The sequence below is a fragment of the Rhizobium vallis genome (assembly GCF_003985155.1).
GTDB lineage: Bacteria > Pseudomonadota > Alphaproteobacteria > Rhizobiales > Rhizobiaceae > Rhizobium > Rhizobium vallis.
The window spans coordinates 249,721-264,057 of sequence record NZ_ML133688.1 but is presented as its reverse complement, the minus strand read 5'-3'; the positions used below and the strand labels follow the sequence as shown (position 1 = coordinate 264,057).

Annotated in this window: 15 protein-coding genes; 11 read left to right on the top strand and 4 right to left on the bottom strand. The window is 60.3% G+C overall.

Features of this window, described 5'->3' with window-relative positions:
• Window positions 1–30: 30 nt before the first annotated feature.
• Window positions 31–1,335, bottom strand: coding sequence for an extracellular solute-binding protein (locus tag EFQ99_RS11235; RefSeq protein ID WP_126921108.1), 1,305 nt, complete (start codon window positions 1,333–1,335; stop codon window positions 31–33).
• 200 nt (window positions 1,336–1,535) lie between these two features.
• Between EFQ99_RS11235 and EFQ99_RS11230 the strand changes: the two genes are divergently transcribed.
• The 3 genes from EFQ99_RS11230 to EFQ99_RS11220 are packed head-to-tail and all read left to right on the top strand — an operon-like array spanning window position 1,536 to window position 4,529.
• On the top strand, window positions 1,536–2,735 hold the full coding sequence (locus tag EFQ99_RS11230) for an ROK family transcriptional regulator (RefSeq protein ID WP_126921107.1): 1,200 nt from the start codon (window positions 1,536–1,538) through the stop codon (window positions 2,733–2,735).
• 33 nt (window positions 2,736–2,768) lie between these two features.
• Entirely contained in the window at window positions 2,769–3,869 is a 1,101-nt protein-coding gene (locus EFQ99_RS11225) for a Gfo/Idh/MocA family protein (protein ID WP_126921106.1), read from the top strand.
• Between the two features lie 18 nt (window positions 3,870–3,887).
• Window positions 3,888–4,529 carry a ThuA domain-containing protein gene (locus EFQ99_RS11220; protein WP_064249998.1) on the top strand — a complete coding sequence of 214 codons (642 nt, stop codon included), beginning with the start codon at window positions 3,888–3,890 and terminating at the stop codon, window positions 4,527–4,529.
• A gap of 55 nt (window positions 4,530–4,584) precedes the next feature.
• Here EFQ99_RS11220 and EFQ99_RS11215 read toward each other — a convergent pair whose 3' ends face one another.
• Window positions 4,585–5,064 carry a DUF2938 domain-containing protein gene (locus EFQ99_RS11215; protein ID WP_126921105.1) on the bottom strand — a complete coding sequence of 160 codons (480 nt, stop codon included), beginning with the start codon at window positions 5,062–5,064 and terminating at the stop codon, window positions 4,585–4,587.
• A 245-nt stretch (window positions 5,065–5,309) separates the two neighbouring features.
• On the opposite strand from EFQ99_RS11215, the gene EFQ99_RS11210 reads away from it, so the two are divergent.
• A complete protein-coding gene (locus EFQ99_RS11210) occupies window positions 5,310–6,107 on the top strand; it encodes a creatininase family protein (RefSeq protein WP_126921104.1) in 798 nt (265 codons plus the stop codon).
• A 21-nt stretch (window positions 6,108–6,128) separates the two neighbouring features.
• On the opposite strand, the gene EFQ99_RS11205 is transcribed toward EFQ99_RS11210, so the two are convergent.
• The gene (locus EFQ99_RS11205; protein ID WP_126921103.1) at window positions 6,129–7,079 is read right to left on the bottom strand and encodes a LysR family transcriptional regulator; all 951 of its coding nucleotides are present in this window, start codon (window positions 7,077–7,079) and stop codon (window positions 6,129–6,131) included.
• 182 nt (window positions 7,080–7,261) lie between these two features.
• Between EFQ99_RS11205 and EFQ99_RS11200 the strand changes: the two genes are divergently transcribed.
• From EFQ99_RS11200 to EFQ99_RS11170, 7 genes are all read left to right on the top strand, one after another.
• Window positions 7,262–8,278 (top strand): ABC transporter substrate-binding protein, encoded by a 1,017-nt coding sequence (locus tag EFQ99_RS11200; RefSeq protein ID WP_126921102.1) that lies wholly within the window; start codon window positions 7,262–7,264, stop codon window positions 8,276–8,278.
• Window positions 8,279–8,347: 69 nt separating this feature from the next.
• Window positions 8,348–9,172: an ABC transporter ATP-binding protein gene (locus EFQ99_RS11195; RefSeq protein ID WP_126921101.1), complete on the top strand. Its 825-nt coding sequence runs from the start codon at window positions 8,348–8,350 to the stop codon at window positions 9,170–9,172.
• Entirely contained in the window at window positions 9,172–10,014 is an 843-nt protein-coding gene (locus EFQ99_RS11190; protein ID WP_126921100.1) for an ABC transporter permease, read from the top strand. The genes EFQ99_RS11195 and EFQ99_RS11190 overlap by 1 nt, the downstream gene beginning before the upstream one ends.
• The gene (locus tag EFQ99_RS11185) at window positions 10,014–11,327 is read left to right on the top strand and encodes a cytosine deaminase (protein ID WP_126921099.1); all 1,314 of its coding nucleotides are present in this window, start codon (window positions 10,014–10,016) and stop codon (window positions 11,325–11,327) included. Before EFQ99_RS11190 ends, EFQ99_RS11185 begins: the two co-directional genes overlap by 1 nt.
• A gap of 1 nt (window position 11,328) precedes the next feature.
• Window positions 11,329–12,738 (top strand): FAD-binding oxidoreductase, encoded by a 1,410-nt coding sequence (locus tag EFQ99_RS11180; protein WP_126921098.1) that lies wholly within the window; start codon window positions 11,329–11,331, stop codon window positions 12,736–12,738.
• Complete coding sequence (locus tag EFQ99_RS11175; protein WP_126921097.1) at window positions 12,735–13,316, top strand: NAD(P)H-dependent oxidoreductase; 582 nt, start codon at window positions 12,735–12,737, stop codon at window positions 13,314–13,316. The genes EFQ99_RS11180 and EFQ99_RS11175 overlap by 4 nt, the downstream gene beginning before the upstream one ends.
• An 85-nt stretch (window positions 13,317–13,401) precedes the next feature.
• Window positions 13,402–13,794, top strand: coding sequence for a RidA family protein (locus EFQ99_RS11170; protein ID WP_126921096.1), 393 nt, complete (start codon window positions 13,402–13,404; stop codon window positions 13,792–13,794).
• A 21-nt stretch (window positions 13,795–13,815) separates the two neighbouring features.
• Here the strand turns inward: EFQ99_RS11170 and EFQ99_RS11165 are convergent, their stop codons facing one another.
• On the bottom strand, window positions 13,816–14,334 hold the full coding sequence (locus EFQ99_RS11165; RefSeq protein ID WP_126921095.1) for a MarR family winged helix-turn-helix transcriptional regulator: 519 nt from the start codon (window positions 14,332–14,334) through the stop codon (window positions 13,816–13,818).
• Window positions 14,335–14,337 lie beyond the last annotated feature (3 nt).

The following is a 14,337-nucleotide window of genomic DNA, read 5'->3' as shown; positions in this document are numbered from 1 at the left end:
GGAGCGCCAGGAAGGGTCTGCAGGCGCTGGTTATTGTTCCAGCTCGAAAGCGTCCTGGATCATCTTGGCGCCATCCTTGGAATTCATCTGACCGGAGACGATTTCCACCGACACGTCGTTGACGACGCGGCCGACGGCAGCACCAAGATCCTGGTCGAAAAAGTTCTGATGCCAGGTAGAGCCCGCGAGCTGTTTTGCCGATTCGGCGAGCAACGGGTTGACGACGCCGTCATCGGCGCCGACTGCAACGGGCAGAAGCATGCCGGCCTTGGCCATCGCCCGCTCGTTGTCCGCGTTCGTCAGGAAAGCGAGGAAATCGATCGCTTCCTTGGAGGCCTTCTTGGTGAGGGCCCAGCCGTTCAGGCCACCCAGCGTATCGGTCGGCTTGCCGGCGCCGCCCTCAACCGTCGGGAAAACGAAACGGCCAATATTGTCGGATGCCAGGCCCTTGCCGTCGCCGGCATTCTTGCGCTGGTTGGCTTCGGTCGCTTCAAAGCCGAGGATCATTGCCGCCTTGCCGTCACCGAAGACGCCGAGCGTCTGCGGCCATGTCGCGCCGAGATAGCCGGGCTGGAAAGGCTCCAGCTTGCCGAGTTCGGCGAGATCGTCACCCGCCTTGATGACGGCGGGATCGAGGAACCCTTCGCCTTCGCCGTTCTTGGCCGCGTCGAAGACCTTCTGGCCGCCTTCACGCATGACGAGATAACTCCAGTAGAAGTGGATCGGCCATTTTTCGCCACCGCCGCCGGCAATCGGCACGATGCCGGCCGCCTTGATCTTCTTCACCGCTTCGAGAAAATCAGTCCAGGTCTTGATATCCTCGGCCTTGACGCCGGCCCTTGCAAACAGCGCCTTGTTGTAGAAGAAGCTAACCAAGCCCACCTTGTAGGGGATCGCCCAGGTCTTGCCGTTGAAGGTCAGGCCATCGACCGAAGCCGGGGTATAGGCCTTGCGCAACTTGCCGCCATCGCCATCGAGAGCTGCCGTCACATCCTGCAGCGCGCCGGTCTCCGACTGCTGCTTCAGGACGCCGCCGCCCCAGCTGAAAAAGAAATCCGGCACGTCGTCGGACTGCAGCAATGTCGGAAGCTTAGCCTTGAACGCCTCGTTTTCGAGAAACTGCATCTGGATGTCGACATCGGGATGCTGGGCTTCGTATTTCTTAACAATCTCTTCCCAGGCCTTGACGTTTTTCGGATCGGTCTCGAGATGCAGCCACTTGACCACCGTCGTCGCCGAGGCGGCCCCTGCTCCGGCCAGCAGCATGCCGGCTGCCGCGGCCATGGATGCGATTCGCCTGCCGCCGAAACGGGTGCTCTTCAAACTGAAATTCATGATTTTCCTCCCAGGGGACCTATCCTCACAATTTTTCCCCAATGCGGATTAATTCAACGGAGCTTGCGTCCGATGTCAACCCAACTGCCTCTATTTTTATCAAATGCGCTTGACAGGGTGCCGGAATTACCTGCTATTTATTTCGTAACCCGTTAAAAATATTGGCTTCCGCCTAACGAAACGACCGCCGGCTAATTTTCATGAAGACAGCAGATCCAGAATTGATGCGCGCGATCAATCGCCTGAACGTGCTCGATACCGTCAGGCGTCATGGTCCGATTTCACGGATCGAGATCAGCGAGCGTACCGAACTTTCCACCACCACCGTTTCCGCCATCACCGCCTCGCTACTCGACGATGGGCTGATCCTACCGCGTCACGAAGGCGATATCCGTAACGAGGCGGTTCGCGGGAGACCGCGCGTGGCGCTGGAACTCAATCCCGATGCCGCCCGCGTCGTCGGCGGCAAGATCGCCGCCAACAGGATGGTCTTCGTCGTCACGAATTTCCGCGGCGACGTGCTGTCGAAGCTCGCCCTGCCGATCCGCATCGACCGGCAGCCGATCGGCGTCATCGCCGATCTGGTCGAGGACGGGGTCAGGCGCTGCGTCCTCGATGCCGGGCTGTCGCTGGAGGATGTCGACAGCGTCTGCCTCGGTTTTCCTGGCGTCATCGAGCACCGCACCGGCTACATAAGAAGCAGTCCAATCTTTCGCGACACCAATGTCGATTTCGCCGCCGAGATGTCGACGCGGCTTTCGACGCCGACCATCGTCGAAAGTGACGCCCACGCCATCACGCTTGGCCATCACTGGTTCGGAAAGGCCCGCGATCTCGAGGATATGGTGCTGATTTCGCTGGAACAGACGCTGGGGCTCGGGGTCCTGCACGGCAACAGCCTGTTCCGCGGCGCCGGCGGCCTCAGCCACAATCTCGGCGACCTCGTACTCGGAACGGGACCGAATGGCATCGTCCGGCTCTTCAGCCAGGCCGGCGAAAGCGCGATCCTCGGCGAACAGCAAGCGGACGGGCGCTTTGCCGAAGCGATCCGCCTCGGGCGCGGCATGAACCATGCGCAAGCGCTGATCAAGGCCGATGACGACCGGCTGATCAGTGCGGCCATCCGCGCCGGCGAAGCTGTCGGATTGACCATCGCCAATATCGTCACCCTCTTTGCGCCGCCGCGGGTCATTCTGGTCGGCTCCAGCCTGGCGCTCGGCGAACCCTTTCTCAACAGCCTGCGCGACGCCTATGCGCTAGCCATTCCGCCGTCGCTGCGCGGGGTGAGTGAACTCGTCTTCGACGATTCGAGCGATGATTTCTGGGCTCAGGGTGCCGCGGCAGTAGCGCTCTACGAACTGTACGAATCGCCCTGGAGCACGACAGGGCCGGCGCTCTGACGGGCGCACAATCAAGATTTAATGGAGGATTTCATGGACAAAGTCGGTATCGGCATCATCGGATGCGGCAATATTTCGGGCGCCTATCTCACGGCGATGGCATCCTTTCCCATTCTCGACATTCGTGGCGTCGCCGATCTCAATCGGGAGCTGGCAGAGGCAAAGGCCGCTGAATTCAACGTTCCGGTCAAATCCGTCGAAGAACTTTTCGCCGACCCCAAGGTCGAGATTATCGTCAATCTGACGATCCCCAAGGCCCATGTTGCCGTGGCGATGCTGGCGCTCGATGCCGGCAAGCACACCTATTCGGAAAAGCCGCTCGGGATTAATTTCGCAGAAGGGAAGAAATTGGCGGAGGCCGCGAAGGCCAGGAATTTTCGCATCGGCGCGGCCCCCGACACGTTCCTCGGCGGCGGCCACCAGACGGCCCGCGCCCTGATCGATCAGGGCGTCATCGGCCAGCCGGTCGGCGGTTCGGCGACCTTCATGTGCCCGGGCCATGAGCGCTGGCATCCGAACCCGGCCTTCTATTACGAAGTCGGCGGCGGGCCGATGCTCGATATGGGCCCCTATTACATCACCGACCTCGTCAATCTTCTCGGACCGGTTTCGCAAGTTGCCGGCTTTGCGACGACGCCGCGATCGGAACGGCTGATATCAAGCGAGCCGCGCAACGGCGAGCGCATTCCCGTGCATGTGCCGACCCATGTCGCCGGCATGATGGCCTTTGCCAACGGCGCCGTCGTCCAGATCGCCATGAGCTTCGATGTCGCCGGACACAGGCATGTGCCGCTTGAAGTCTACGGAACCGAGGGCACGCTTATTGTGCCCGATCCGAACAAGTTCGCCGGCCCGGTGGAATATCTGAAGAAGGGCGGTTCGTTCGAAGACCAACCGGTGACGGCACCCTATGCCAACGGCAATTATCGCTCGCTCGGCGTCGCCGACATGGCGCATGCGATCCGCTCCAACCGGCCGCATCGCGCCAATGGCGATCTCGCGCTGCATGTGCTCGAAGTCATGGAAGCGTTCCACACCGCGGCTACCAGCGGCCGCACTGTCACGATCACCACTGCAACGGAGCGCCCTGCCCCCTTGTCCGATTCCATCGTCGACGGACGGTTAGCGAAATAAGTTTCAGGAGGAAAAACTATGCGTGAAGCACTGATCGTCTGGGGCGGCTGGAGCGGCCACGAGCCGCAGGAATGCGCCGAAATCATCAAGACCATGCTCGAGGAAGATGGCTTCAAGGTCTATCTCGAACACGGCACCGAGGCGCTTGCCGACCCTTCCGTTCATGATCTCAGCCTCGTCGTGCCGATCATGACCATGTCGAAGATCGAAAAGGAGGAGGTCAAGAACCTCGCCACGGCAATCGAAAGCGGCGTCGGCATCGCCGGCTATCATGGCGGCGCGGGCGACGCCTTCCGCGACTCCGTCGACTACCAGTTCATCATCGGCGGCCAATGGGTGGCGCACCCCGGCAACATCATCGACTATACCGTCAACATCACCCGGCCCGATGACCCTCTCGTGGAGGGTATCGCCGATTTCCCCTATACGTCAGAGCAATATTATATGCATGTCGATCCCTCGAACGAGGTTCTGGCGACGACGAAATTCACCGGCGATCACGCCTACTGGATCGACGGCGTCGTCATGCCAGTCGTCTGGAAACGGAAATACGGCAAGGGCCGCGTTTTCTATTCCTCGCTCGGCCACCAGGCCAAGGAGTTCGACGTTCCCCAGATGAAGACCATCTTCCGCCGCGGCGCGAATTGGGCCGCGCGGTGAGACGAATGAACCCGGGCCGGGAAACCGGCCCGGGATTGAATAGATTGACCGAAGATTAGCGGATGATCAGGGCGGTGCCGTAGAGCCCCAGCGCAAACACGGTATGAGCGATGAGGTTGAGACACCGCACCTTGTTCGGCGTCGGATGTTTGGAGGCCGCCCACCCGATGCCGAGGCCCGGCTGCAGCAGGAACCATCCCGCGCCGACGGTGACGATGCCGAATATCCAGGCGGGAAGAAATGTCGGTGCGGACAGCCATCCTTCCCCCATGATGATCGCGAAGATCACCCCATAGAGAATGCCGACGGCGTAATGGCTGATCCAGCCGAGTGTCAGTTCATTGGCGTAAGGCTCGGCATCGGCGATGCTGTCGTGAAAGACCTTGCCACGGCGAAGATGCCAGAACCAGCGGCCCACCGGCGCCCAATTGGCCGGCGGCTGACCGAAGACCTTTGCGAGCACGATCGCCCAAAGGTCCATGAGAATGGTTGCGCCGGCGCCGATCACCAGGCCGCGCCACAGAATATCGAACATTGAAAATCACCGGAAAACGTTGAATTGCGAAGGCACTACAAAACCATTGCAACCACGCAGGCGCAATGGCTTCGATGAACGGACCCACCGCTATCAGGCATCTAACTGTGGAAGAGAGGCGCTTTTGATGGGGGCATGTCCCAATCACCCGCAAAAAGGCATCGGTGCGGGCGCAAATTGATGCTTTTCGCATGTTGCGATATTCCCTACTCACTGTCTCAAACGGCAATGAGAGGCGCACGGCGATGGCAATGCCATTCTACTGGAACGAACTAAACAGCTACGATTTCGCCGGACTTTCTCCCGAGACCACGATCGCCATTCTTCCGATTGCCTCCACTGAACAGCATGGACCCCATCTGCCTGTTGCAACAGATGTCGCCATCGCCAACGGCATGCTTGCCGAGTTGCGGAGCCAGAAGCCTGTCGATCTCGATTTTCTGGTGCTGCCGACCCAGGAGATCGGCAAAGCTAACGAGCATATCTACGGGCCGGGAACGCTGTCGCTTGGCGCGGAACTGCTCATTCCGGTCTGGACCGCGATCGGCGCCAAGGTTGCCGAAGCCGGTATCCGCAAGATGGTGATCGTCAATTCGCATGGCGGCAATGTCGACATTATGAGCATCGTCGCACGAGAGCTGCGCGTCCGCCACGAAATGGCTGTGGTTTCCACGCAATGGGGCCGCTTCGGCCACCCCGAAGGCATGATCAGCGAACACGAATTGAAATATGGCATTCACGGCGGCGAGGTGGAAACCTCGCTCATGCTCTATTTCCGCCCTGATCTGGTGCGGATGGATAGGGCACAGAATTTCACATCCAAGGCGGAAGGGATGCGCGATCAATCGAAATACATCCAGCCGCTGCCGCCGCATTCGCTTGCCTGGATCGCCCACGATCTCAATCCCAACGGCGTCGTCGGCGACGCGTCGCGCGGTACAGCCGAAAAGGGCGAGGCAATCTGCCGCCACCAGGTCAAGGGCTTTATCGAACTGCTCTACGACCTCAAGTATTACCCGCTCTCCAATCTCTATTCAAAGTAAGGGTCATGCCCGAGACGCGGTTCAGATCGCGGCGGATTTCTCCATCGCAATGTGGCCTTTGGCCTGCAGTTCCTCCACCAAGCCAGCCAGTTCGGCGAGGAGATATTCGACGAACAGGCTGGTCGCGGAATCGAGCGGCGCGCGGGCGCGTGCGAAAAGCTTCATCGACTGGTGGCGAGCATGCGGCTCTGCGATCGGCCGGAAAACCAATTCGCCCTGCCGGCACTCGGTGATGACGTCGAGCGGGTTCAGCATGGTTACCCCTGCCCCCGATTTGACGAGCTTTTTCAGCATCTCCGACGCGTTGGTTTCCAGGACGGGTTCGACATGCACATCGAGGCGGGCCATCGCCAGATTGATCACATCACGCAGGCTTGTGCCTTGCTGCGCCAGCACCAGGCGTTCCTGGACGATATCCGCCAGATTGATCGGGCCTGAACCGATCAGGTGGTGACCGGGCGGCAAAACCACCCCAATCGGAATGTCGAAAGTGCCGAGCGTTCGGATGCCTGGTGTGGCCGGAATATTGAAGCCGAGGCCGATATCCACCTCGCCCGACAGCACCGGATTGACCGTCATCGTGCCAGCGTCGTTGCGCAACTGCATGAAGACCCGCGGATGCTCCGACTGGAAGCGCGCGATGATTTCGGGAAGCGGACCTGCCGCAAGACCGACCGTGGTCACCAGACGCACCTTGCCCGCCTGCTGCATTTTCAGGCTGCGGATGCGCCCCTCCAGCCGCTCGTAATTCTTCAAAACGTCGCGAATATGTTCAATACAGAGCTCGCCGGCTGCCGTCAGGCGCAGACCGCGCGGCAGCCGCTCGAAGAGCGGCGCGCCCATTTCTTCCTCCAATGCGAGGATTTGTCGGTTGATCGCCGAAGACGCCACATTCAGCCGCGCCGCCGCCTTGCGGATCGAGCCTGAGCGCGCGATCTCGTTGATGTAGAGAAGCTTTCTGGAGTGCAGCATCACAACCTCGTTGCACAAAAATAAAGCACACAGCGCAAATTAGGCACAGGCTTTCGGTGAGATGCCGAAAAGGCATCATTGCGCACGAAATTTGATGCTTTTCAAAGAGCAAAGCAATCGCTCCTATGAAGAAAATCGGACGTCGCCGAGGACGTCGCGAATTCACAAGGGGAACGTCGATCATGCCCAATGCACTGAAGAACAGCGTCTTTTCCGCACTCATCGGCCTTGGCGGCATGCTTGCCTCCATGGCATCGGCTGAAGCAGCCGACAAAGTCAGCTATGGCACCAATTGGCTGGCGCAGGCCGAGCACGGAGGGTTCTATCAAGCGGTTGCCGACGGCACCTATGCCAAGCACGGCCTCGACGTCACCATCGTGCAGGGGGGGCCGAACGCGGCAAACAGCGCCCTGCTGATTTCCGGCAAGATCGATTTCTACATGGGCGGGCCGCAGGGCGAAATCTCCGCGGTCGAGCAGGGTATTCCGCTCGTCGACGTCGCGGCGATCTTCCAGAAGGATCCACAGGTGCTGATCGCGCATCCGGATGCCGGCATCGAGAAATTCGAAGACCTTGCCAAGCTCAAGACGCTGTTTCTCGGCAAGGATGGTTACCTCACCTATTTCGAATGGATGAAAGCGAATTTCAAAGGCTTCAAGGACGAGCAGTATAAGCCCTACAATTTCAGCCCGGCTCCGTTCCTCGCCGACAAGGAGTCCGCGCAGCAAGGCTACCTGACCTCGGAACCCTATGAGATCCAGAAGCAGGCCGGCTTCGAGCCGAAGGTCTTCCTGCTCGCCGACAACGGCTACTCTCCCTACTCGACGATGATCACCACCACGCAGACGATGATCGACAGCAAGCCTGACGTCGTTCAGCGCTTCGTCGATGCCTCGATTGAAGGCTGGTACCATTATCTCTACGGCGACAACACCAAGGCAAACGAACTGATCAAGAAAGACAATCCTGAAATGACGGATGGTCAGATCGCCTACTCCATCGCGAAGATGAAAGAATACGGCATCATCGAATCCGGCGACAGCCTGGACAAGGGCATCGGCTGCCTGACGGACGCGCACTACAAGGCGTTTTTCGACGAGATGGTGGCGATCAGGGTCTTTAAGCCGGAGACGGACTACGCGAAGGCCTTTACGACGAAATTCGTCTGCAAGGGCACCGGAATGGCGATGAAGAAGTAAGCCGCGACGACGCCTGTGATCCGCTGCGAACAGCGCGGATCACATCCCCTCGCATGAACGAGACAGGCAATGCCCCCAGCAGAAGCTCAGGCCCTATCCCCGAAAGAGACACGCAAGCGGCCGCTGGTCGCCATGCAATCGGTTTCGAAAGTCTTCTCCAGTGGAACCGTGGCCCTTTCGAACATGTCGCTCACCGTGGAGAACGGCGAGTTCATCAGCCTGCTCGGCCCCTCCGGGTGCGGCAAGTCGACGGCACTGCGCATCATCGCTGGCCTCGGCGATGTCACGTCGGGCGCGATCGACTGGCCGAGTTCACGCATCAACTCCAAGGGCCTTCCGGAAGGCGATATCAGCTTCGTCTTCCAAGAGCCGACGCTCATGCCTTGGAAGAACGTGTTCGACAATGTCTACCTGCCGCTGAAGCTCAAGCGCATTTCGAGGACGGCGGCGCATGATCAAATCCTGGAAGTGCTGAGCACTGTCGGCCTGCAGGACTTCGCCAAGGCTTACCCACGCGAACTTTCCGGCGGCATGAAGATGCGCGTCTCGATTGCCCGCGCGCTGGTGACGAAGCCGAAACTCCTGCTGATGGATGAGCCCTTCGCAGCACTCGACGAGATCACCCGCCAGAGACTGAACGACGACGTGCTGCGGCTCTGGAAGGCGACCGGTATCACCGTCATCTTCGTCACGCATTCAGTTTTCGAATCCGCCTATCTCTCCAACCGCATCGTCGTGATGAAGGCAAGGCCGGGGCGCGTGCATGCCGACCTTCCGCTGACAACCAGCCTGGAACGCGACGCGCATTACCGCACTTCGGAAGAATACCGCAAAGCCTGCGAAACGGTCTCGCATTCGCTCATCGGGGCGATCAACTCGGCGGAGGATCATTGATGAGCGACGAAACCGAGGCCTCGCCGCTGCTTCTTGCCAGCGCCGCAAGCGCAAGACGCCGCGATCTGGCTCTGCGCATCTGCATCCCTTTCCTGCTGATCGCGGCATTGATCCTGATCTGGTATCTCTACGTGAAGCTGTCTGGCGTGCCGCCTTACATCCTGCCGGGTCCGGCGGCCGTCGCCAGCGCCTTCGTGACCGACTGGGGCACGCTTGCCCCTGCCCTCTGGGTCACCACCAAGATCACCTTCATGTCGCTAATGCTGGCGCTCATCGGCGGCGTCGGTTTTGCGATCTTCCTGGTACAATCGCGCTGGATCGAACTCGCCTTCTATCCGCTCGCCGTCATTCTCCAGGTAACGCCGATCGTCGCGATCTCGCCACTGATCCTGATCTACGCGCCATCAACCCAGGTGGCGCTGCTGATCTGTGCCTTCCTCGTCGCCTTCTTCCCGATCCTTTCGAACATGGTCCAGGGGCTGAAGAGCGTGGACCACAATCTGATCAACCTTTTCGAACTCTACGGCGCCTCCCGGTGGCAGACGCTGCTCTATCTCAAGCTGCCCGCCGCCCAGCCTTATTTCATGACCGGCCTGAGGATTGGCGGCGGCCTTGCTCTGATTGCTGCCGTCGTCGCGGAATTTGCAGCAGGCTCAGCCGGCGCCGGCTCCGGTCTGGCTTTCCGGCTGCTCGAGGCGCAGTACCGGCTGAACATTCCGCGCCTCTTCGCCGCACTCCTGATGCTCTCCCTGCTTGGCGTCGCAATCTTTGCCGCCACCTCCTTCATTTCCTGGCTGAGCCTGCATCGCTGGCACGAAAGCAGCCTGAAACGGGAAAACTGATGACGTATTCCTTCATTTCCCCACCCAATGCCGGCCGCTTCGTGCTGAGTAACGCGACGCTGCCTGCCGTTGCCGTCGTGGGATTTCACCCGCCGGCCGCCGAGGGCCTCGTCAAAGCCGATATCGTCATCAGCGACGGCATTATTTCCGCCGTGCTGCCGCCCGGCGAAGCGCCGGTCGAATTCGCAAAGCTCGATCTGAAGGACGGCATGGTCTGGCCCTGCTTCACCGACATGCATACTCATCTCGACAAGGGCCACATCTGGCCGCGCAACGCCAATCCTGATGGTAGCTTCATCGGCGCGTTGGAGGCGGTGCGCGTTGATCGCGAAGCCTACTGGTCAGCCGCCGATGTGAAGAAGCGCATGGAATTTTCTCTACGCTCGGCTTATGCACACGGCACCAGCCTGATCCGCACGCATCTCGATTCTCTTGCGCCGCAACATCGCGTTTCCTTCGAGGTCTTCGCCGAGATGCGCGAGATCTGGAAGGACAAGATCGCGTTGCAGGCGGTGGCGCTCTTCCCCATGGAATACATGGCGGACGCGGACTATTTCGCCGACCTCGTCGCCGTGGTGCGTGACAAGGGCGGATTGATCGGCGGCGTCACCCGCATGAATCCGGATCTGGACGGCCAACTCGACGTGCTTTTCAGAGCCGCAGCCGACAACGGGCTCGATGTCGATCTCCACGTGGACGAAACCGATGATGCGAGCGCCGAGACGCTGAAGGCGATCGCGGAAGCGGTCCTGCGCAACGGGTTCGAAGGCAAGGTGACCGTCGGCCATTGTTGCTCGCTTGCCCGCCAGGACGAGGAGACGGCGAAGCGGACGGTGGAACTCGTCGCGCAGGCCGGTCTCTCCGTCGTTTCGCTGCCGATGTGCAACATGTATCTGCAGGATCGCTATGCCGGCCGCACGCCGCGCTGGCGCGGCATCACCCTGTTCAAGGAACTGGCGGCGGCCGGCGTCCCGACCGCAGTCGCGTCCGACAATACGCGCGATCCCTTTTACGCCTACGGCGATCTCGATCCGGTGGAGGTGTTCCGCGAGGCGGTCCGCATCCTGCATCTCGACCATCCGCTGGATATGGCCGCTCGTGTCGTCACCACTTCGCCCGCCGACATCCTCGGCCGGCCGGATCTGGGTCGCATCGCCGTTGGCGCTGCGGCCGATCTCGTGCTCTTCAGCGCCCGGCGCTGGAGCGAATTTCTTTCCCGTCCGCAGTCCGACCGCGTCGTGTTACGCCGCGGAAAGGTGATCGACCGCAGCCTGCCGGACTATCGTGAACTCGACAGCGTCGTTGGAGCCTGACATGCCGGATTATCAGACGATCAAGAAGGAACTCAAAGGCATCGCCATCGAAGACAATCCGGCGCTCGTGCGTCAGAAAAGCCGCGATTTCTACTGGTATTCGCCGATATTGAAGGCGCAGCTCGATAGCGTGACGGCCGATCTTATCGTCACGCCAAAAAGCGAAGAGGAAGTCATCCGGACGCTCAAGGTCGCCTTCGCCCATGGCGTACCGGTGACACCGCGCGGCGGCGGCACCGGCAATTATGGCCAGGCGATGCCGCTCTCCGGCGGGATCGTGCTGAACCTTGCCGCCATGGATAAGATCAAGGAAATCCATCCTGGTCGCGTGATCTGTGAACCGGGCATCATCATTGCCCAGCTCGACAAGCAGACAAAAGCTCATTCCGGACAGGAATTGCGTTTCCACCCCTCGACGGCGCAGATGGCGACTGTCGGCGGCTTTATCGCCGGCGGCTCCGGCGGTGTCGGCTCGATCACCTGGGGCGGCCTGCGCGATATCGGCAATATTTTGCGGCTGCGCGTCGTCACCATGGAGGCCGAGCCGCGCGTGCTCGACCTCACTGGCTGGGATCTCCAAAAGGTCAGCCATGCCTATGGCACCAACGGCATCATCACCGAAATCGAGATGCCGCTCGCTCCTGCCTATGACTGGGTCGACGTGCTCGTCGGCTATGACGATTTCATGGCTTCGGTGCGCTTCTCGGACGCGCTCGCCAAGTGCAACGGCATCCTCCTCAAGGAGATCGCGCCGATCGCGGCCCCTATCCCGCATGAATATTTCACCCGCCACAAGCCTTATATCCGCAAAGGGCAATCGGTTGTGGTGCTGATGATCGCGCCGCATTCGATGGATGCCTTCCTCGCCTTCACCTCGGCCCACAAAGGCGAGGTCATCTTCCGTTCCGACATGGTCGAGAGCATGAAAGGCATCCCGCATGCTTACGAACTTGTCTGGAACCACACGACGTTGCGCGCGCTGAAAGTCGATCCCGGCTTCACCTATCTGCAGGTCCAGTATCCAGGCCCGGATCATGTGGCCAAGGTCGCGAAGATGGTGGAGATCTTCGGCGACGAGGTCCCCGGCCATCTCGAATTCATCAAGTTCGACGGGCAGATCCAATGCTCCGGCCTACCGCTGGTGCGCTACACCACGGAGGAGCGTCTCGAAGAGATCATCAGGATCCATCAGGATCACGGCTGCCCGATCTTCAATCCGCACCGCTACACACTGGAGGAAGGCGGCATGAAGCGCACCGACAAGGTGCAGCTCGCTTTCAAGCATGAGACCGACCCCAAGGGGCTGCTCAACCCCGGCAAGATGATCGCCTGGGAGAACCCCGATTTCGATTTCAACGCCGGCAAAAACTATCTCTTCCCAGGCCTTGCGAGCGTCATGGAGGCCTCATGAAGGTTCTGGTGCTGCATTCGCATCCAGTCGAGGAAAGCTACGGCAAGGCGCTTTACAGACAGACGCTGGAAAGTCTGCGCACGGCAGGCCACGAGGTGGATGCATGTGATCTCTATGCGGAGAATTTCGATCCCGTGCTCTCCCGCCACGATCGGCTTGCCTATCACGACTATCCCGGCAACACCGCGCTGGTGAAGCCCTATGTGGATCGCTTGAAGCTGGCGGAAGGGCTGGTGCTGGTCACGCCGGTCTGGAACTTCGGTTTCCCGGCGATCCTCAAGGGCTATTTTGACCGCGTGTGGCTGCCCGGCGTCTCCTTCGAGCTGGTCGACGGCAAAGTGGAATCGCGGCTGCGCCATATCAGGAAGCTCGCCGCCGTGCTGACCTATGGCGCAACACCGTTCCGCGCCTTCGTCGCCGGCAACCCACCGAAGAAAATCGTCAAACGCGTGCTCAGGGCGCAGATCAACCCGCTGCGGCCCGTCACCTTCCTCGCTCATTACGACATGAACAATTGCACGCAGGAAACGCGGGCACGGTTTCTGGAGAAGGTGAAGACAACAATGGAGCGCTTCTGAGGACTTTCGCTGCGATCGGCATATGTCTCATAATTGGGCCCGATGAATGATCGCCAAAGCGTCCTCGCCCAAGGAAGGAATACCGATGACCAAGATCTTCAATCCGTCCGCTGTCCGCCGCCCGTTCGGAAACTATAATCATGGGTTTTTGGTGCCGCCAGGCGCCTCTCTGCTGGTGACTTCGGGGCAGCTTGGGATTGGCCTCGACGACACCGTACCGGAGGATATCAGTGCGCAGGCGGAACTTTGCTTCGAGGCGATCAAGGCAATTCTCGCCGAGGCGGAAATGAGTTTTGCCGACGTTATCCGCATTTCCGGATTCCTGACCAAACGCGAGGATTTCCCGGCCTATATGGCCGTGCGAGATCGCTATACGCTCGATCCGAAGCCGACGTCGACGCTGATTATCGTCGGCGGGTTCACCCGCCCGGAGTTCCTGGTGGAAGTCGAGGTCACGGCCGCCAAGGTGTTTGGCTGAAGCGAGCCGGAAGTCATCCCCTCAGCCGCTCTCTTCGCCCGGCTCGGACGCGCTCGCGGCGCTCCTGTCGGCATCGTCACCGATATCATTGGCGAACTTTCGCATTAGCCGCACCAACTCGTTGAAGTCGTGCTCGTCCCAGGTGGCGAAGATGGCGCGGCCCATCCGCTCGCGGGCGGCGTCGATGCGATCGGTCATCGCCTTGCCCTTTGGGCTGATGATCGCTTCCCGCACCCGCCGGTCGGCCACACTTCCGCGGCGCTCCACGAGGTCGAGGCTCTCGAGCTTGGCGACCTGCCGGCTGACGGTGGTGTAATCACGCCCGGCACGGTCGGCGAGTTCGACCACGCCGATAGGGCCAAGCCGCTCCACCATGACCAGCAGCGGAAACAGTGCGCGATCGAGCGAGATGCCCGCGTCGCGGACCATCTGCTCATCGCGCTGCGGGCGATTCATGACGCTGACGATTTCGATCAACGCCCCGTGAAGTTCACGCAGCTGATCGCTAATATGTGTATTTTGCACATTGTTTGTTGACATTGC